The organism is Paenibacillus sp. FSL F4-0125, assembly GCF_038008565.1.
Lineage (GTDB): Bacteria > Bacillota > Bacilli > Paenibacillales > Paenibacillaceae > Paenibacillus_AQ.
Genome location: NZ_JBBOZJ010000001.1, coordinates 3,261,636 through 3,282,924, shown reverse-complemented (window position 1 = coordinate 3,282,924; position 21,289 = coordinate 3,261,636). Strand labels below are relative to the sequence as shown.

General features: G+C 41.4%; 15 protein-coding genes. 3 read left to right on the top strand and 12 right to left on the bottom strand.

The window, feature by feature from the left end:
• The first annotated feature begins 82 nt into the window (after window positions 1-82).
• Window positions 83-2,812 carry an alpha-mannosidase gene (locus NST74_RS14465; protein ID WP_341112756.1) on the top strand — a complete coding sequence of 910 codons (2,730 nt, stop codon included), beginning with the start codon at window positions 83-85 and terminating at the stop codon, window positions 2,810-2,812.
• 61 nt (window positions 2,813-2,873) lie between these two features.
• Here NST74_RS14465 and NST74_RS14460 read toward each other — a convergent pair whose 3' ends face one another.
• From NST74_RS14460 to NST74_RS14430, 7 genes are all read right to left on the bottom strand, one after another.
• Window positions 2,874-4,502, bottom strand: a complete 1,629-nt coding sequence (locus NST74_RS14460; protein WP_341112754.1) for a response regulator transcription factor — start codon at window positions 4,500-4,502, stop codon at window positions 2,874-2,876.
• Window positions 4,503-4,712: 210 nt separating this feature from the next.
• Complete coding sequence (locus NST74_RS14455) at window positions 4,713-6,191, bottom strand: Lsa family ABC-F type ribosomal protection protein (protein WP_341112752.1); 1,479 nt, start codon at window positions 6,189-6,191, stop codon at window positions 4,713-4,715.
• A 350-nt stretch (window positions 6,192-6,541) separates the two neighbouring features.
• A complete protein-coding gene (locus tag NST74_RS14450; protein WP_341112749.1) occupies window positions 6,542-7,042 on the bottom strand; it encodes a DinB family protein in 501 nt (166 codons plus the stop codon).
• A gap of 300 nt (window positions 7,043-7,342) precedes the next feature.
• Window positions 7,343-7,891 (bottom strand): CueP family metal-binding protein, encoded by a 549-nt coding sequence (locus tag NST74_RS14445; protein WP_341112746.1) that lies wholly within the window; start codon window positions 7,889-7,891, stop codon window positions 7,343-7,345.
• 255 nt (window positions 7,892-8,146) lie between these two features.
• Window positions 8,147-9,013: an SDR family oxidoreductase gene (locus NST74_RS14440; RefSeq protein WP_341112745.1), complete on the bottom strand. Its 867-nt coding sequence runs from the start codon at window positions 9,011-9,013 to the stop codon at window positions 8,147-8,149.
• A 185-nt stretch (window positions 9,014-9,198) separates the two neighbouring features.
• A complete protein-coding gene (locus NST74_RS14435; RefSeq protein ID WP_341112744.1) occupies window positions 9,199-10,950 on the bottom strand; it encodes a sensor histidine kinase in 1,752 nt (583 codons plus the stop codon).
• Window positions 10,947-11,702 carry a response regulator transcription factor gene (locus NST74_RS14430; protein WP_341115895.1) on the bottom strand — a complete coding sequence of 252 codons (756 nt, stop codon included), beginning with the start codon at window positions 11,700-11,702 and terminating at the stop codon, window positions 10,947-10,949. The genes NST74_RS14435 and NST74_RS14430 overlap by 4 nt, the downstream gene beginning before the upstream one ends.
• 194 nt (window positions 11,703-11,896) lie before the next feature.
• On the opposite strand from NST74_RS14430, the gene NST74_RS14425 reads away from it, so the two are divergent.
• Both NST74_RS14425 and NST74_RS14420 read left to right on the top strand, forming a co-directional pair.
• The gene (locus NST74_RS14425) at window positions 11,897-12,895 is read left to right on the top strand and encodes a M23 family metallopeptidase (protein WP_341112742.1); all 999 of its coding nucleotides are present in this window, start codon (window positions 11,897-11,899) and stop codon (window positions 12,893-12,895) included.
• 163 nt (window positions 12,896-13,058) lie between these two features.
• Window positions 13,059-13,934, top strand: a complete 876-nt coding sequence (locus tag NST74_RS14420; RefSeq protein ID WP_341115894.1) for a deoxyribonuclease IV — start codon at window positions 13,059-13,061, stop codon at window positions 13,932-13,934.
• Window positions 13,935-13,973: 39 nt separating this feature from the next.
• Here the strand turns inward: NST74_RS14420 and NST74_RS14415 are convergent, their stop codons facing one another.
• The 5 genes from NST74_RS14415 to NST74_RS14395 form a co-directional block, all read right to left on the bottom strand.
• The gene (locus NST74_RS14415) at window positions 13,974-14,297 is read right to left on the bottom strand and encodes a hypothetical protein (RefSeq protein ID WP_341112740.1); all 324 of its coding nucleotides are present in this window, start codon (window positions 14,295-14,297) and stop codon (window positions 13,974-13,976) included.
• Between the two features lie 100 nt (window positions 14,298-14,397).
• Window positions 14,398-15,618, bottom strand: a complete 1,221-nt coding sequence (locus NST74_RS14410) for a GNAT family N-acetyltransferase (RefSeq protein WP_341112739.1) — start codon at window positions 15,616-15,618, stop codon at window positions 14,398-14,400.
• Between the two features lie 128 nt (window positions 15,619-15,746).
• The gene (gene nhaC / locus NST74_RS14405) at window positions 15,747-17,135 is read right to left on the bottom strand and encodes a Na+/H+ antiporter NhaC (protein ID WP_341112737.1); all 1,389 of its coding nucleotides are present in this window, start codon (window positions 17,133-17,135) and stop codon (window positions 15,747-15,749) included.
• Between the two features lie 257 nt (window positions 17,136-17,392).
• Entirely contained in the window at window positions 17,393-19,906 is a 2,514-nt protein-coding gene (locus NST74_RS14400) for a hypothetical protein (protein ID WP_341112736.1), read from the bottom strand.
• A 37-nt stretch (window positions 19,907-19,943) separates the two neighbouring features.
• Window positions 19,944-21,284, bottom strand: coding sequence for an ABC transporter substrate-binding protein (locus NST74_RS14395; RefSeq protein ID WP_341112734.1), 1,341 nt, complete (start codon window positions 21,282-21,284; stop codon window positions 19,944-19,946).
• Window positions 21,285-21,289: the final 5 nt, after the last annotated feature.

Genomic DNA, 21,289 nt, shown 5'->3' with positions numbered 1-21,289 from the left:
GTGATCCACTCATTGTGGCAAAAAATGCATTTACTATAATTAGGCTGTAGCATTCATCATCTAATGGAAAAGAGGAACCGTATTGACTGGAGCTAGCAAAACTGTTGTACATGTCGTCTCTCACACTCACTGGGATCGGGAATGGTATATGCCCTATGAAGCCCATCATGTCAAGCTTATTGAAACTATAGATTCTTTGATCGACACGTTTGAATGCGACCCGGATTTTAAGAGCTTTTATCTAGATGGACAAACCATAGTTGTAGAAGATTATTTGCAGGTTTATCCTGAGAAGCGTGAGCTGATCCAGAGACTGTGCGATGAAGGTAAGCTCTCTCTTGGGCCATGGTACATTCTTCAAGACGAATTCTTAACGAGCGGTGAAGCAAATGTTCGTAACTTGCAAATTGGACATCGTGATGCAAAGACATTCGGACCCATCTCTAAGATCGGCTACTTCCCGGATTCTTTTGGTAATATGGGCCAAGCTGCGCAGCTACTACAGCAAGCTGGAATCGATACTGCAGTCTTCGGCAGAGGGGTAAAAGCCACTGGGTTCAACAATCGTGTGGAAGATACCTCAGGCCTGGAATCTCCATACTCTGAGCTGATCTGGCAATCTCCTGATGACTCCAAAGTGCTAGGTATTCTATTTGCGAATTGGTACAACAACGGCATGGAGATCCCTGTAGATCCTGACACAGCCAAAAGTTATTGGGACCATCGCCTTGCACGCGCCAGACAATACGCTTCCACCCGGCACTTACTTCTCATGAATGGTTGTGATCACCAGCCCATCCAAACTGATTTGTCAGAAGCCTTACGAGTTGCGAGTGAATTATATCCAGACTGTGATTTCATTCATTCTAACTATGATGATTATGTAAAGGCCGTTAAAGATGAGCTTCCCGATGACCTGACCCTTACTACGGGAGAGCTGCGCGGGCAACATACAGATGGCTGGTACTCACTGGTAAATACGGCTTCAGCAAGGGTATATATCAAGCAGCTTAACCAACAGAACCAGACCTTGCTTGAAAAAATAGCTGAGCCATTAGCCGCTCTAGCACAAGGATTAGGCAAACCTTATCCGCACGCTCTGCTGCAATATGCTTGGAAGACACTAATGCAGAACCATCCGCATGACAGCATTTGCGGCTGCAGCGTAGATGAAGTTTACCATGAGATGAAGACTCGCTTTGCAAAAAGCATGGAGGTTGGAGCAGCCCTCATTGCTGGCAGTGCCAAATTCATCAGTGATAAGGTCGATACCTCTGTCTTCGCATCATTTGGAGAACATGCCACACCGTTCGTGGTTTACAATACTAGCGGCTATAGCAGCAGCAACATAGTGTCCTTGGAAATAGAATGGTCTCACCGCTTCTTCAATCAAAGTGAAGATCCGGGTGCTGTGTTTAAACAAGTCTCTGACAGAACACACAGCGAAGGCTACCTGCTCAACTACCAAGGAGACCGTATTGACTGCACGGCTGAAGATCTTGGGGTTCGCTTCGGTTACGAGCTGCCAAACGATAAATTCAGACAGCCTTATATGGCGCGTGCTTTACGTCTAACCTTTGAGGCGAAATGGCTTCCTGCCCTAGGTCTGGCAGCTTTTGCTTGGATTCCCACAAAAGACTCACAGTTAACGGAGACTTTATCTGACACATTAGTCACCGATGACTTCACTATGGAGAATGAATACCTTCGAGTCAGTGTGGCGCAAGATGGAAGCTTCTCTATGTTCGACAAAACCAGCGACCAGCTATACAGCGGTCTTGGTGTGTATGAAGATGTAGGTGACATAGGGAATGAATACATTTTCAAACAACCCGTAGGTGATGTAGCCATAACTACACGTGGCATACCTGCTGAAATTCGCCTGACGGAAAATGCGCCTTACCGTGCTGCTTTTGAAATTAGACACACACTAGAAGTTCCGGTCTCAGCCGATGAACAGTTACAGCAGGAAGTAGAAACTATGGTAGAGTTCCGGCAGCGGAAGTCGGTCCGGTCGCAGCAGCTTGTCCCTTTGAATATTGTGACTCGTATCCGTCTGGAGCGTGAAGGTCATTCCTTACAAGTGCATACTCGTATCGATAATACCGCTAAGGACCACCGCCTCCGTGTTCTGCTACCGTCTGGCGTTAAGACAGCGGTTCATTATGCCGATTCCGTCTTTGAAGTCGCGGAGCGCAAAACCGTACCTGCACCTGAATGGGAGAACCCTAGCAACTGTCAGCATATGCAATCGTTCGTAGATGTACATACCGGTGGTCGCGGCTTGACCGCAGCCGGTAAAGGTCTGAATGAGTATGAAGTGTTGCAGGATGATGAAGGTACCATTGCCCTAACCCTTCTTCGTTCCATAGGAGAGCTTGGCGACTGGGGTGTCTTCCATACCCCTGATGCTCAATGTCTTGGCGAGAATGAAGTAGAGTGGAGTCTTATCCCACATGGCGGTGATGACAACCGCTTTACTGCCTACTGTGAAGCCTATCGTTTTGCTGTTCCGGTCACCACTGTTCAGACCGGTATTCATGAAGGTGTACTTCCTCCTATCCACAATTTTCTGGAATGGGAAGGCAAAGGTATGGCATTTTCCAATTTAAAAATCAATGAAGATCGTAGTGATGTGATGGCACGTTGGTATAATCTCGCCAACACACCATCCGAACTAAAGATTCATAGCAGTGAGAATGCCGAATTGTACCTCAGTAACATCATGGAGGAGAAGACATCTGATGTACTGTCACTGCCGCTTCCGGTAAGTAAGGCGGAAATTGTGACAATAGGAATCACAACTTCTTAAACCCTCTCACTTGCAAATATCCAGGCAGCCCGATTCTACTGAACCGAGTAGCCTGGATTCTTTATTCTTCAGCAATGCCTAGCTGTCTTCTGAAATCCTTAGGGGTGCAGCCTACCTGTTTTTTAAATAGCTTTGAGAAATGAACCGGGTCTTTGTAGCCGACCTGATAGGATATTTGATAAATTTTAAACTGCACATCATACAACATTTCTTTTGCTTTTTTAATACGGATCTCTGTTAAATATTCGAGAAAGGTCATATGAAGTTCTTTCTTAAAAAGTTTACTAAGCCATACCGGAGTCACATGAACTGCTGAAGCTACGATTTGCAGCGTCAGACTTTCGGCATAATCACGATGCAGAATCTTTTCAGCCTCGCTGACAATTTGACTGGGGGTATGCGATAGCTTGCGGAAATCGGCAGCAATCTCATGCAGGAAGATTTCTGTCTGTACACGAAGTGCTTGCAAGGTATCATATTGCTCCAATAGCTCCCATACAGCAATCGGATTATTTTTCCAATTCTTAAGAACGGTCCCCTCCGCTCCTCGCCGAAACACTTCGAAGAGCCATTCAAAAATTTTCTGCTGAATATCCCTCAATTGTGTGAGCTGCCAAGACTGTATCATCTCGATAAAGTTATCCATCGCTCGAGATATCTCTTCGTCCGAACCATATCGGACTAAATCAAGCATTTCTTCCGGACTTTGAAGCGACAGGTTATCAATCTCGCCATCATAGAACAAACCCTGCTCAGTGAACAATCTATTGCCTCCATAAACCGCCTTTTGCTCCATTACACTCACAGCCTCAATGTACATATGATGCAAGTTCCTCGTATTACCAGGTTTAGTCAGCATTCCTGCACTTGCAGTGATTTTGACGAAATCATTGATTCTTTGAATGAACAATTGTGCCATGCTCTGCGCGATATCCGTCTGCTCTTGCGAGAGACTTCCTAACACAATAATCCAGCGGTTAAAACGATCCTTATAGAGTGCTGACGGGTGCGCATATTCCTCTTCAAGCGTCTGGTGTAACACATTACCGATCCCAAAAAGAATCAGTTCTTTCTCATGCGGGTTTTTATTCTCTATTGCCTTTAGATTATCCGCCTCAACAACAATCAGCATCATAGGTTCCTTCAACATCCATTCCAGATCAAGCGTTTGAAGACGGTGGTATCTGCGCATTTCAAGATTGGGATCATAGATCTGCTCGATCATTTCGTTCAGCAATTCCTCACGCATTTTGGTGATCGCGAAAACCGCCTGATTCTTAAGCATCTGCCGGTTGCGATAATCCATTTTCTTTTTATTGATATTCTCTATTGATTTATCTACCATTTTACCAAGTTCATCCAGATTGATCGGTTTCAAAATATAATCGCATACTCCTATTTTCATAGCCTGCTTGACCAGTTCAAAATCATCATAACCACTTACAATAATCTTTTCAGGCTTATAGTCCTCTTCGGTAGATAAGGCGCTAAGAAATTCAAGACCAGACATGCGGTTCATCTTGATATCTGTAACAATCAGAGCGGGCTGGCTCTCAAGAGCCATGTGCAGGGCTACATCACCGTCATCCGCAACAAGAACCTCTGTAATATTGTAATCCTCCCAATGAAAGCGATTCCGCAAACCTTCACGAATCTCATATTCATCATCCACTATAAGAACACTAAGCATCTGTTCTACCTCCTGATCCACATAAAATTACATCCGTATCTATGCAACATTATTCTTTAGTTTCATAGTACTCGACACCGATTAGGATTGCACGGAGGTAATCCATAACTTTTATGAGTGGATATTAAATTGCTCTTTAAAATACACAGAGAGAACAAAAAAAGCCGACAGATTAGCTCTGCCGACTTCTTACTCATTTCTTCACTTGTATTAAAGCTCAACGATCTTCGTTGCAACATTATTGCAAAATTCCCGATCATGCTCCACAAAAACAAGAGTCGGCGTGTATTCAAGCAACAGCTCTTCAATTTGCATCCGGGAAATAACATCAATAAAATTAAGCGGTTCATCCCACACATACAAATGGGCTTTCTCGCTTAGACTCTTAGCAATTAGAACTTTCTTCTTTTGGCCGCCGCTGTACATAGATATATCTTTTTCGAATTGTACTCTAGAGAAATCTAGTTTTCTTAAAATTGATTTAAACAGACTCTCGTCAATTCCATTATCTCTGGCATAGTCAGATAAATTACCCTGTAAATCAGAAGTATCTTGTGATACGTAGGAAATGATAAGTTGGGCATCTTTTTTTAAGGCGCCTGTATACTCCATATCCTCACCACAGATCAGTTTAATGATACTCGATTTTCCTGAACCGTTTTTACCCGACAGTGCAATTCGTTCCCCCTGCTCAATAGTAAAGCTTATGTCCGGGCAAACCATCTTCTCACCATAAAAGACTGATATACTGTCTAATTCAGCGAGATGTTGTTTATGATAATCAAGCTGCTTAATTTCAAGATTCTCAGAATTTTCAATGTTTTTAAGAAGCTTTGACTTTTCGTTGATGGCAGAATGTTGTCTTTGCTCGATAGCTTTAGAGCGTTTCATCATTTTTGCAGCTTTGTGACCAATGTATCCTTTATCCACCTTAGAGCCGGAATTTCTCGTCCCGTTTTTGGTTTTTTCCACTTCATGTGACCAGTTACCAGTCCGTTTAGAAGAGGCGGATAAGCGTTTAATATCTCTTCTGAGTTTCTCGTCCTCTGCTAGCTCAAAGTTATCTTGTCTAGTTTTATTCTCCCACCAGCTGGAAAAATTGCCTTTTTGAATTTCTATATTGGTCTTATTGATGGACAAAATATGGTCTACACAATTATCTAGAAAGGATCTGTCGTGAGAGACCAGAATATATCCACTTTTCGTATTGAGATAATCACTGACTAGCTTTCTTACCGTCATGTCCAGATGATTGGTAGGTTCATCGATTAACAGGAAACTATTTTCCTTAATGAATAATGTGGCTAACAGCACTTTCGTTTGCTCTCCGTTAGACAATGAATCAAAGGGCCGATATAACACATCCTCAGATACCTTTAACAGTGAGAGCTCACGCATTAATTTCCAATGAATATAATCGGGAAAAATCTCGCTGATCACATCAATGGTATTAAGCGCCTTGTTATCTACCTGAAAAGGGAAATATTCAAAGCTGACATGCGCAGAAATATTTCCGCTGTACTCATATTTTCCAAGCAATAAACTCAGAAATGTAGTCTTCCCTCTACCATTTCTTCCAGTAAACCCTAATTTCCAATCCGTATCGATTTGAAAGTTTACATTCTCAAAGATGTTATCATAACTGCCTTCATAGGCAAAGGTTAGATTGGTAACATTTATTAATGACATATAAATATCCTCCTGTAATAAAAAATAAAAGCCACAAGAAAGTTACTTTCTTGTGACTCAAATAAATACAGCAAACCTAGCCCCAAATGGAGTTAGATAAGGATATATTGTTCGAGTGAAAAGAAGTAGTAACTTTCTTGCATACAAAAAATAAAACAAACGAAATAAACCGTTTTGTTGTTTTATTCATCATAGGTCGCAAGAGTAGTTACTACACTATACTTTTCAACTCCGATCATTAATTTGTATTCATGTTATCATGCCGATTCGTTTTTTTCAACTTTCTTCCCTTAATCCGTCAAAATACGATTTCATTTATTCTCCAATATATAAGGTTATAAGCTTATTCCTTATGCTAATTCTAATTCATCAGCCGAAGGGCCATAAAGACCCGGCACTGGTATATTTAGAAGTCGGAAGTATACACCAAGCTGTGCCCGATGGTGAATCATGTGATTTAATCCAATGGTACGAAGCGCGGCTGCCCGTGACTGACGGCGAATGATCTCTGCTCCATTACGCAGCGTCCACTCTGCACCAAGCGTCTCCACATTGCTTCCGGAAATTAATTGTTCAATCTTGCGAGCACTCATGTCGAACTCCTGCAGAACCGCGGCAGGGCTCTCCAGCGCTTCTCGTCGATATGGCACAGATGCCAAATCAAACTCTGAGTGAAGAAGAATAGCTGATTGCCAGTTTAGCAGATTAACGAGGTGTGTTGACAGTCCACCAAGACTCATTGACTTTTCGTGCGGTTTCCATGTCATATGCTCCTGCGTCAGCTTTTCCAGCATACGGCGAGTACCAGCTAACTCCTGCAAAACATCCCCGATGATCAGATCTTTATCCATTCCGCTATCTCCTCTCAAAAATGGAGTACCATCTAAAGTTATTCGAAGTGAATCACACTTAAGTTTTTCGACGATACCTTCTTCTAGGATTTCTTTTAGTCCTTGAAAAGGTCTTCAAAACACACCGACGGTTCGGACTGAGTTGTCCTTATTTCGATGATTTATAGCTTTTCACCGTCCAATCGGACTCAGTAGCAGTTATCTCCTTAAAAAACACCGATTCTGTGCTGTTACAGTGTAATAAGAGCTAAGTGGTCCGATACGGGGTATTTAAAGAAAAAAACGAATTTGTTAGAGTATTTAGATACTCTCCACTAACTGCATAGTCGTAACACATGTGTTATCACTCTTAAACGTGGATAGCTCAGCTTTCGCTTTTACACCATCCTGTTCTATCGTTATGCTATATTTCTTATCCCGAGGTAACCAAAGATCAATGAAGCCGTTAGATTGGGACTTCATGGTTTGATCCACAATCACATTGCCATCAGTATCTTCGATATAAACACTAAACTCTTGTTCCGTTAATTCCCCTTGGCATCCAGTCAAGCTGTGGGTTGCACAGGGGTGTGTAGCCTTAACGTACGGCGCGATGGAAACAAAAAACTCATCTTTGGGTAAGTCATATTTTGTCGATTTATTATTGCTGTCGGTCACAATGAGCTGCTCTGAAGTGATAGAAGCAGATAGGTTTTTCATGCCGCTTGAACTATATTCCTGTACTAATTGCTTAACATTAGAGGTATCACTTGCCGCAGGTGTCTCTTTATCGTTCCCTCCCACAACCAAATATGCCCCTAAAGCAACTACAACAACAGCTCCAGAAGCTATCCAAGTTTTTCTCCTCATGATATTCATCCCCTTCTCTTTGTTAACTGATCCCAAGGCTTTGATATCGTACTCTCCGATTCAATTATTCTCATTACACCAACAGTTCACATATGTTTTCTATTATATCATTATTACATTATCATATGTTCGGACAATTACCTCGTCAAAATAGTGAATATTCACGAAATCTTTACATTGATGTTAATAGAGCAATAAAAAAAAGGCTTCCTCTGGTTATTCACCGAGAAGAAGCCTTACATCTTGTTACATGGTTTAAGCTTGCAAACTATTTACTAGATCACGAACGACTTCGGCTAGCGGAGTGGCAGGACGATTCAGTATTTTCTCCAGATCACCACTTTCAATATCCAGCCATCCTTCGCGAATACCACGTTGAATCGCCACAACGAATGGCAGAGCAGCTTCTGGTACACCGACTTCAGCCATAATTTTCACATAAGCTTCGTCGTCAACCTGCAGCACTTTGATTTCTTTACCAATTACACCACTTACAATTTCAGTCAGTTCTTCTTGTGTTAAAGGTTTGCCAGACAATTCATAAATGGTATTCTCATGTCCATCCCCTGTTAGAACATTAGCAGCAGCTTCTGCATAATCTCCACGTGCAGCCCAGCCAACTTTACCGCTACCGGCAGAAGTTACCCATGGGGCACCTGCTACTGCTCCTTGAATAGATCCAACCTCATTCTCCATATACCAATTGTTGCGAAGGAAGCTGTAAGGAATTCCGGTTGCTCGAATGGCCTCTTCTGTTACACGGTGTACTTCAGCAAGGAACAGCTCACTCTTCTCTGCATGTCCTACGCTTGTATAAGCAATGAATCCAACACCTGCTTTGGCGGCAGCATCAATAGCTGCTTTATGTTGGCGAATCCGAGTCTCGTTATCTCCATCTGAAGATACAATTAGCAGTCGATCCACACCGGCAAAGGCTACATCCAGTGTCTCCGGTTTATCAAAGTCCCCTTGGCGGACTTCCACTCCACGCGCTTTCAGAGCACTTGCTTTATCTGGATTCCGAACACTAACTACAAGATCCCCTGCGGACACACTTTTAAATAGTGATTCTATAACTAATGATCCGAAATGACCTGTTGCACCTGTAATAGCTATTTTCATGTTGATTGCCTCCTCAAATTAGGATTGTAATAATCCATTTAATAATAATTGTTAACCTGTAACTATTGTAGTTACATTTAAAAAGAATGTCAACTCCTTTATATTTCTAGCCTTCTTAAACCTAATAAATACAAATAACCCTCGCTGTTTCCGGTTGGAATACAGCGAGGGCTTGAATGAATATCTCAGCTCCATATTAACTTAATAATTGTCCCTTTACCTGCTTGACTCTCAACAACAATCTGACCACCCATGCATTCGATCAATCCTTTAGAGATCGCCATGCCGAGACCAGAACCATTGGAGGTAGTTGCTGTATCCGTACCACGATAATATCGCTCAAATAGCCGAATCATTGTTTCTTCATCCATTCCATCACCGTCGTCGGCAAATTGAATGATATATCCGCTGTCCTTACCTTTAAGAATTAGCGAGACAGTTAGCTTGGTGTCTGGTGGGTTATGGAGCAGCGCATTCGCAGTTAAATTGTTGACAACCCTATCTAACCAAGGCGTATACAATTGAGCTCTAACTTCGGTATGTGCAGGGTGAAATACAATTCGCTGCTTCCCATAAGCAGGATTGGCAGCAGCCTGATCGAGAGCCTGTTTCAGCCAAGTGTTTAATTCAACTTCCATCAATTCAGGCGGTTTAATTCCTGACTTTAGACGATAGGTCATCGCAAGATCACTGATCAGCATGTCCATATGAGCCGATTTATCTAGCATCGTTGCCGTAAACTTACGGACTTCCTCATTTGACCAATCATATGAGGGCTCCGCCAGTAAATGGGCATATCCTGTGATAGAGGATAATGGGGTTTTCAAATCATGAGTAACACCGGCAATCCATTCCTCACGTAAGCTCTCCGTCTCCTCCCGCATCATTTGATCTCTCTTCAAGGTTGCCGATAATTTCTCAATCGAAACCATTACATCAGCAAAAACACGGAATCTTCGTCTCCATTTCCCGGCGGGTGTTCGACTGCGGCGATGTCCTTTTCGATCCATAGGTTCTGTATAAATTGCATTTCCGATGGAATCCAGCCATACGAGCATATGTAGCATAGGTGCACCAAAACGATGTGCTTGCCATAAGGAGAGCAACACGAACGCGATCAATAAAGCGATAAGCATGACAGAAGAGCCGATGATTACTACTTTAACCTCTTCAGGTACCCAAACAGTTTTTCCTGGATCTGTTCCTTTGATATTAGGTTCTCCAATGATCCAGGTACGACCTGACTCCTTATCAAAAGAAGATAGCACATGGTAGCCATATCGATCACTGTACATTGTGCGAAGTGCTAGCTCTGGGACGGAATACTCGGTGGGGATCATATTTGGTCTGTTATACGAAAGCATTTCCTTGCCTGACGAATCTATAAGTTGAACAAAAGCCTGTGCCGATTTAATCTCTTTTTCAAGATCCTCTGGAAGTAACGACTCCCCATTTACATCTGTGAATGAAGCTTCCTTCACTTTCTTTAGTAGAGGATCTAATACATTAGGTGCACCATATACCAGTGTGAACTGCTTACCATTCTTTTCTTGAATCCAAAGGGCCAGTTGATAAGGAAACGGCTGAGCACCCATCCAATAGGCAACTACTTCTCCAGGACCATAATGATTAGGTACATCTTTAGGTGTATTATAGGCACTTTCAACTTGCCCATCTTCATTAAGACTTTGTAGCCAGCCTTTATTTTTCTTCACTTGTTCCAGTAAACTTGGGGCAAAATGTATCCCATCCTCATCAATCTTAGATGATTCCACCAATTGCTCAAGACCAACATTGGCAAAATCACGCGTGAGGCTGATATCAAGAAACCGCAGTAGGATCCAAGTCAGCGTTACAGCAGATATAGAGAGAACTACTACACCTGTAATTGCAAGCTGCAGTACAAACTTTAACGTTAGCCGTCGCTTGATATTCATGACATAAACAACCCTTGGCGTTCTACTTTAACTAGCTTGTAACCAAGACCTCTAACGTTAACGATAAATTTCGGATCAGATGGGTCAGCTTCAATCCGTTCTCTAATACGGTGAATGTGTACCATGACCGTGTTATCGTCACTTAACGATTCTTCACCCCAAACTCTTTCATATAATTCGCTTTTGCTGAAGATTTGATTGGGATGTTTGCATAAGAACAAGAGCAACTGAAATACAAGGGCTGGACAAGAGACCGACTCTCCCTCAACCAGCAGCTCCCCTGCTGCTTCATCTAGTTTAAATCTCCCGTAATCGTAAACGTTCGAAGATTTACTAAGAACGGGCCCCGCTTTCTTTTCAGCACTGTTATAGGTCGGCGAACTCAAGTACCTCCGCAGCTGCGCTCTTATACGAGCAACCACTTCGAGTGGATTAAAGGGCTTGGTGATATAATCATCTCCCCCTATAGCAAATCCAGTCAGCTTATCAAAATCAGAGGTTCGAGCAGTAAGAAATAAGATAGGTGCGTCCGTCGTCTGCCGAATAAAAGGACAGATCTCAATACCACTGCGTCCCGGCAGCATTACATCCAATACAATCAAATCGTATTTTTTGGCTTCACAGGCCCTAATAGCTTCTTCACCCGTTACCACAGTATCAATATTTATATAACCTTCCTTACGCAGCACTGTTTCCATAATCTCCAAAAGCGATTGTTCATCATCCACAAGCAAAATCGAAGCTTCATTCATTGTGAAATTCCCTTTCCGAATAACCGATGTATTTATCATCATAGCATGATTTTTTACGCGATCAATCGCACGTTCCTTAACGGAAGCTTAATTCGTATTCGTCTACTCCTCAAAAAGTTAAGAGCGTATTAATACTGCGTTTCAGAAGAGCTAAGACTCATTTGCTACAATTTAACTATTGGGAGGTGATATTCTTGAAAAACAGCTCTAAGAAGATTTTCAATAAACCGGGAATGTCAGCAAAAACAGCTTTGGCAATTGGATTTCTTACCTTGCTATTAACAGCTTGTGGAGGAGGAAAAGCGGAAATGAATGATAGAGAATCAAAAGAATCAGTGTTCCTGCCTGATAATCTGCCAAAATTTCTACTTAAAGGGAACTATAAAGAAATGTATTCCCACTTCAGTCAGCCTTTGAAGGATGAGGTGAGTGAAGCTGAATTAGCTGAGACCGCTAAGGAATTCACTAAGGATATACAAACACTGAACAAGGCTTCCGCTATGCAGCTTAATGGATTTGATCGACGTACATGGGTCAGTGATACGGGTAATAAAGGGCTTATCGGAATGTTTGATCCGGATGGAACCATTTCATTAATCCAGATTCAAGAACTGACAGCTTCCCCTGAAACCGACATGAAGCTTAGTAAGCATGAATATGCATTGCCGTTCCAAGGGGACTGGTTTGTATTTTGGGGCGGAGCGAATGTACTTGTGAATTATCACTATGAAATAGAAATTCAGCGTTACGCTTATGATTTCATCCAAGCCAAGAATAACTACTCTTATAAAGGAGATCCGCTGAAAAACAAAAGCTATTATGCCTTTGGGACAAATATTCTCGCCCCTGCGGATGGCACTATCGTATCAGTCGTGAATGATATTAAGGATAATGAACCTGTCGGTGTCATGAATCCAAACCAAGCAACCGGCAATAACGTGGTCATTGATCACGGAGGCGAATACAGTCATCTGGCTCATCTCAAAAAAGGTTCAATCACAGTTAAGCCGGGCGATAAAGTTAAAAAAGGCGATATCATTGGGCTGACAGGTAACTCGGGTAACACTAGCGAGCCCCATTTACATTTCCAGATCTCAGACGGCGTAGATTTGTTCAACTCTCGTTCTATCCCTGTTAGATGGGAGAAAGGATTGAAGCCGATCCAAGGCGAGACGATTAGTGCTGCTGAATAGCGATCATTGTTGATGGTAAAGGTTGTCTCCCCAGATGAGTATCAGATGAGACAACCTTTACCTACGCAGGTATACATATAATTCGATCCTTTTACAAATATTAATAGACCTATAGTGACGAACAATGGAGCTCTTTTAATGAAGAATGGATGTGTTAAATAAGATGTCTTTACTCCTAGGGTCACATGTATCCATGACAGGACCAAAGATGCTCCTTCGAGCTAGTGAAGAGGCAGCATCTTATGGAGCGACCACTTTCCTAATTTATACCGGTGCCCCTCATAATACACGTCGCAAACCCATTGATGCTTTGAATATTGAAGCTGGACAAGCTCACATGAAAGTTAACGGCATTTCTAATATTGTTGTGCATGCTCCGTTTATTGTTAATTTAGGAAATACGTTATCTGCACAGGTCTTTGAGCACAGTATTACGTTTCTTCAATCAGAAATTATAAGAACCGAAGCTTTAGGCTCTACACAGATTGTCCTCCATCCCGGTTCCCATGTTGGTGCTGGCCCACAGGCCGGAATCTCTCGGATCGTGGAAGGCTTGAACGAAGTACTGTCAGATAAACGGAATGTTCAGATTTCATTAGAAACCATGGCGGGAAAAGGCAGTGAGTGTGGTGTCTCTTTTGAGGAACTTGCGGCTATTATTGATGGAGTGACATACAATGAGCGGTTGTCGATTTGTTTGGATACATGCCATATTCATGATGCTGGTTATAATGTAAGAGAAGATTTTGATGGCATATTGGATCAATTCGATCGCGTAATTGGAATAGAGCGCCTAAAGGTCATTCACATAAATGATTCAAAGAATATCATGGGCTCACGAAAAGACCGGCACGAAAATATCGGACATGGATATATTGGCCTTCAGGCACTGCGATATGTAGTCCACCATCCTCAACTATCGACCATTCCCAAACTCCTAGAGACCCCCTCCATTGGTGAAAAAAAATATGTCAATGCACCTTATAAGCATGAGATATCCTTGTTAAGAGGGGAAACTGATGAGCCTATAAAAAAATAAAAAACCGCAAAAAAATGCGGCCTCTATCAATATAATCAATTATTCTTTGGTAGGATTTTTTGTAGCAGATGCGGTTTCATTCGCTTGGATCTTATTTAGAGCGTTTTTCTTCGCGGTTAACTCTTTTGAGAGATCAGATTGCAAACGATTTAAGGTCTTTACCTCATCATTCAGCTTTTTGATACGGGTCATTTTACTACTTAAATCCGTGTGCGACTTGCTAAATTTCATATCCTGTTCTAATTGATTAATTTTGAATTTGGATTTTTCTTTTTTGTTCTGCGTGTTCTTGATTTTGTTTTCAAGCTCCGTAATTTCTTGTTGAAATTTATTGATCATTGGTTTAGTAAAATTAATTGCCATTCTTACACCTCATATCATATTGTGTTGCTGAGAGATTATTCTACTATAAAAAGACCAAAAAAGCACACTCAATTGAGTATGCTTTGCAGGTTCGTACTTTTTAAAAATAATCAGAGAAATAAGGATGCTCTGGTCTAATCAATCCTTCAAGTAAAAGAATCGTGGCTTCATCAGTCTGAATACGGCCGATTCTAGCCAAGTAGGTTGGCCGCTTATAACCCATTAACATCGTAGTTAAGGTAGGAATATCAATCGTAAGTGAAGGATTTACGCCCCCTTGTTGTAAGGTCCCCTTCCCTTCTTTATCTACGGTTAACGTAAAGGTACCTCGGTTCCATTCCAGCATTGGATCGCTCAAGTTAAAAATAAGCGTACAATCCTTATCCTGACGTTTAAACGGATACTGATCAATAAATAATTGAACATCCACAATCCGAGCCATAAAATATGGAGCTATCGTTTCCTTGATGTCCCCATCATCTAATATAAATGACAACGGTTCCCCTTTATAAATATCCCCTTTGACCAGCTTAATCATTGAAAAATGCGCACTTATAAAATTCCATAACCCCGTTCGAGCTTCTTCGTTAATGTATACCATTTCTTTAATATAGAAGATCTCCTCGGCAATCCAATATAACAAATATCCCATGGGTAAATCATCGTGATTATAATAAATCCCCACTGTCATATCATCTAAATCCCACCGCAAATATTCTTCCCACGCTAACTCATTACGAATCATCGCGCCATGATGCTGCACTGCAAACTGATCATAGATCACTTTGATGTCCGGATGTTCAATGTTTACTCGTTCTACGTTTCCTGGAACATTTCTTTGTTTGGGTAGCTGGGTATCCGGTACTTCAAATGATATTTTGTCGGTGATGATTTCCCAGCCTTTTCTTCTATAATAAGGGATTGAATACGGATAAAGATAAGATATCGATTGTTTACGATCCCGCATTTTAGTTAAAGCGTGAAGCATCAGTTTATTCATTAAACCCAAATTGGCGTATTCGGGATAGGTTCCAACACCCGTTAGTCCACCCATCTCATAAATATGCCCAAAAATATTAACCTGAAATGGGTATACAGCTAATTGAGAGATGAGCTTGTCTCCATCAAACCAACCTACAACATCTGCGTACTTAAGAACTGGCAACTTGGCCTGAGTGATTTCACGATTCTCCCAGCCAAAGATCTGCAGATCACGGTTGGTCACTTGAAATACATAACGTAGTAGATTATTAAATTGCTCTGCGTGCTTAGTTTCGACATTGGCTAATCTGATTCGATCCTGTAACTTACTGCGACTCACTGTTATTACCTCCGATAAATGGTCCACTTTTTCAGCTTAGAATACTAGCTTGTTCACATCTAGCTTGTTCACATTGATTCAACGCATAGTATTCTTTATATACGTTGAATCAATGCATAAGGTGTCCATTATCTTGAGATTTCTTTATCTTTACCCAGTGAGTTTCTTTGCAATCTAGGAATTAACGCATATGCAAATGTGATAAATGGACTTAGCCATAAGAAGGTCGCATAAGGTGCATATTCTATAACGGGTACACCCAGAGTCACCGCGAAGAAGGCCCCGCTAACGCCCCATGGAATCAATGGATTAACTAGCGTACCGCAATCTTCTAATGTACGGGATAATGTCTTCGCTGGAATGCCTCGTCGATTATATTCATCTTTGAACATTTGCCCTGGCAAAAGGATCGACAAATATTGTTCGCCAGTCATACCATTTACAGCAATGGATGAAGCACCGCTCATCAGAACGATACTACTCTTACGCTTGAGTGGTTGAATGAGTTTACGAAAAAAGGCCTCGATGACGCCACAATGCTGAATCAAACCACCTAAAGATAATGCAATTAAGATTAAAGATACCGACCACATCATCGATTGCATCCCGCCGCGATTCACGATAGAAGCAACCATTTCATTCGCGATATTACTGTTATATCCGCTCTGCATTACACTAAACCAGACATCGATTTCTGTCTGCTGTTGAATCAAAGCCGTCACAAGAAGACCACTGATAATTCCGACAATTAGCGTAGGCAGGATCGGAATCCGCTTGATCGAGCAAGCAATGACAGCTAGCGGAGATAGCAGCGTTAACCAGTGAATATGAAATCCAGCTTGTAAGGCAAGCTTAATATCTTTAATCGAGGATAAGTCGATCGAATTTCCCTTTGGTGCAAACAAGAAAAAGACAGTGGTGATCACAAGCGCTGGGAATGTAGTGTAAACCATATTGCGAATATGTGTAAATATGGGGATACCAGCCACTGCAGGTGCAAAATTCGTCGTATCGGACAGTGGCGACATTTTATCACCAAAGCAAGCCCCACTGATAATCGCTCCAGCAGCCAGCGTTGGGGAAATCCCCGTAGTTAAGGCAATTCCCATTAAAGCAACGCCGATCGTGCTTACTGTTGTGAATGAGCTCCCAGTGAACATCGAGACGATGATCGTGACATATAGTGCGCTCACCGCAAAATAATTCGGATTAATATAATCCATACCATAATATAATAGCGACGGCACCGTACCGCTCATCATCCATACCGCGATCAGAATTCCGATCAGCATGAGGATTAGTATCGGCATGATGGCCGTTTGTATCCCTTGAATAATGGCAGATTCGATCTTTTTCCAAGAGAAACCAAACATCCCTAGTAAGGCGGCCGTGCCTATTGTTGTTACGAGAAGCGGTATATGCGGCTCCGCTTTCAATAGAAAGATGGATACAAACAGAAGTGCTAGAATAAAAATGATAATGATGAAACTCTTTGTAAAACTAAGCTGACGTTCCATGACGATAATGCTCCTTAACATTGTATTAGGTATACTTTTCAAAGACTCTATATGCTTCCGCACTTTTAAGCTTTTTTGCTTTTAGGCATTGAAGCGCAGAGGTAATCTTAACGAAAAGACTGAGAACAGTCAATGTAAAGAACATACATTGAAGGAATTTCCATAAAAAGTTCATAAGTATATGCGAGAAATAAAAAAAGGTGCTGGCAATTATGCCAACACATTTGACTTGGTTCTTAACCCAGCTCACTACAAGTTTAATTGTCAGTGTTTTTAGGTGTTCTCGGTTCTGATTCTGATGAAAAGTATTTTAACGGGTAAGACTGACCCCCGAGCAACATCCTATGACCCTGAAATTCATCATATAGATTTATACGAATGCTTCCTCCCCTTAATATTTTGTGGAAGTTACTATTAAATGAGGTTGAGTGTGATTTATTCTTACCCATTGGCAAATCAGACCCCAGTTGCAAAGTCTTCTCCATGGATTGTCCGTAAGGGTCAATAATTTCTAAGACTAGCTTATGCTCATAGGAACCTGCTTCAAAGGCGTCTTTTTCAAATAAGCTATAATTCATAACTATATCTAATGTACCTTTCTCTTCAGTAATCGTACCCACTGCATTTGCAACCGAAAGGTTGTATGGGAATAGATCGACACTTGTTAGATTATTCTGTGAGTTTACTGTCATAGGGGCAAGTGCTAATTTAACACTATTGATAAATCCAGTGGATGTTCCCCCTAAATCTGTAAGCTTACCGTCAGCAACCCCTTCCCCAATATAAAGCACAAGCTCAGACGTATTCACCCCTTGCGGAAGTTTACTCCAGATTGTAACCAGGTTTTTACCATTTGGGCTAGTTGGAGTTATCGATTGGCTAACCATCGCCTTAAAAAATTGGTTGTCAGATGTTTTGTAATAAGCCACAAGCTGTGCCTGTTTCGACTGGCGTGGTTCTTCGTTAATCATTTCCAGTTCCGTATAGATCAAGCTAGAACTGTTTTCATTATAAGTGGTTGTCCAACGCTCGCGAACTTTTGCTTTTCTGCCTAACGAGTTCATTTGGTAAGATTCACCTGCAGCAATCGTATTGATCACATTATTTAGCGAATTTGTATTCATAGAGAGAAACTTCGTGACTTCATCTCCGGAGGTGTCTTGCAACACTATCTTTAGCTGATTAAAACTATAAGTATATGGAACTCTCGCTATCACATAGATCTCTGTCGCTTCATCTGGTGCAAGCATCGATTGCGTATTTGTGGTCACGATCTGGGCTGTACTGCTAAGATCACTCATTCCTGCTTTAACTATAGCTTTTAAAGAAGGTAGCTGTACTGAGGTTAAGCCGGTGTTACGGATGCTGATAGTAGTTACGATTTGATCACCATCATCCCAAGGCAAACGCTGATAAGATCCAAGTTTCACCATGAATTTCCCGTACCTATTCTCGACCGAATACCCTTGTCCTATCAGATTATTGCTTTCTAGAGCATAAGGTATGTTATACAGCGCAGTTGGGAAAATAACCTTGTCATCAACAGCAGGTTCCGTCCACTCTAGCTTTAAGGTACCTTGATTAAGTATTAATGGCACATCCGCCCTGAGACTGACGATCTTCTCTTCAAGCGGTTTCAAGGTTACATTCGCAAGTGCTTTTGAATCTACTGGAATACTAAATCCTTCAGCAGCTTTAACCGTAAGCTCGTATGCAGGTAGAGTGATAGGTTTATTCCCAAGATTCTTAAGACGGAATTGAAGATTCCATTTCGCGGAGTCATTCTCCGAATATACGGAAGCACTCTTCAATTGCGTTTCAACCGTATTATTCTTAACAGAAATCTTCTTAACAGCATAATTAGCCACAGCAAAGTCGACAGTTGTTAATGCAGGAAGCTTAAACGATTTAACAGGAAGCGTTATTTTCAAAGCTTCATCTTCTTGTGCAAATTGCAATATCATATGTTCAGTCTTCATATAGGAAGGAACTTCTGTTAAATAGTAAACCATCTTCTTCTCTTGGGACTGTACATTGATACTGCTTGTGGCATCCTCCAGTTTAAGTTCGAACACCGAGCCACCGGTTGATTTCAGGTAAGCAATATAAGTGGAGCCGCTTAGCACTTTTTTACCCAAATTCGTGAAACTAACGCCTACTCTCATATATACTTTTCCATTTCTATTAAGCCGTTGTAGACTTTCCGCTTTGATGTTTACTAGCAGATTATCCAGCGTGAGCTTCTTGCTCTGGCCTTGTGGAACGACAACGGAATAACTTGCCGGAATGGCGAATTCACCTAGCTTTTTCTGATAATTCTGGCTACTGAAATCCCACTTCAATAGGGTCACTTTAGTTCCGTTCAATTTAGTAGACTGTCCAACATTCACATAGTAAGTTACAATTTGGCTACTCTTTGGAGGGATGTTTTTTTTGGTGACATCTCTCGTGACAGGTTTGCCTTGAATGACAGCCCCCCCAGTTGTAGTAACCCTTGAGAAATAATCAACGTGAGCTACACTATTGCTGCTACCATTGCTATAACTAAGTGTGTATATAAGTATATTGCCGCTCGGTTGCTCAATAATATCCATATCTATTAGCTTCACGTTGACATTGTTTTTTAAAGCGATCGCACCAAGTTTGTCCAGCATGAATACCGCTGTAGCTGAAGCACTTGTCGATGCTGCATATATGCTGTTTGCAAAAGGTTGGCTTAATAGCATTGCGCTGAGCAGAACTACAGCATATGTCTTTAGTGATTTGTGCATGAGTCCCCCTCCTTATACAAAATCCTGTTTAATGCATCTATTCGTTTAGAACGATGGTTACTCGATTCTGGATCAACTTTGCAACAGCTTCCGCAGATTTTTGTCCACTGAAGAATGATAAGGACTCCTCTCCAATAATAGAAAGCACTTTAGTATTCAGTTCTGCATATTGATCTACTGTATGAATGATTTCTTTAAACTTAGTAAATTCTTCATCAGAAACCTTAGCTGCTTTTCCGGTTGGAAGCTTATATGCTCCACTTTTCATCTTTTCCTGTATATCGTTTAAATTCTTATCGTTCACGGATTGGAGCAAAGAGAATCCTTCTCTGTCTTGCAATGACTGTGCTTCTTCAGATAACAAGAAGGTCATAAACTTATAAGCTTCTTCCTTCACCGGAGTATTGGCTTGTATGGCGAGCGAAGATGAAGGAATGATTCTCATACCACCAGTCTGACCTGCATGTGGCTTTTGAAGGTACACCGGATTTTCAAAGTAAGAATATGGACCATCGATAAAGTCTGTTGGTGACCCTATAACGATGGAGTTAAATAGCTGATTACCTATTTCCGCTGGCTCGGCAGTCAAAACTTGTTCTTTATACATTTTCTTGACTTGTTCCAACAGCTCCACAAAATCAGGCGAGTCGAACTTCGCTTGTTTCGCTTCACTATCAACAAACAAATTATAATTATCAATAGCCATTTCTTGGAGTGTCATTTCCGCTGGGTAATCCGTTAAGGCATACAGTTTGTTTTTACCGTCCTTCCCAGCCTGTTGTATAATTTCCTTCGATAGCTCTCCAAACTCTTTCCAATTCCACTTCTTATCGTCAATCTTCACATTTGAGTTCTTAATCATATTTCCATCACCTATGAACGCTCTAAAAGCGAACCCGGTAGGAATGAAGTATAAACCGTCGTTCACCTTCATTGCGTCCAAAACATTCATTTCTAAATCACTTTTATTTACCGTTTTATCGTGTTCAAATATATCATTCATGTTCACAAGCAACTTTTTACTTACATAATCATTGATTGAGAAGGCGCTTACATCAAAAATATCTGCACCTTTTCCAGAGAGTAGGGCTGTATTCGTTGTTTTTTTATATTCTACATAACCATTCTCCCCCCACTCATTTCCCACTTCTTTATATGCCTTAATTTGTAGGTCGATATCCGGGTATTTCGCTTCAAACTTTTTCTCTAGCGCCGTATAGAATGCACTCGATTCTGCTAGAGATAGAGTCAAGATTGTCTTCCCCTCTTCAGTTGTCGTCTCCCCCTTACCTTCCACTTTCTCATTACCTCCGGAATTACATGCCGTTGTCATTATCAACGCACCCATTAATAGTACAAAAATAGACCTTTTGATCATTTGAT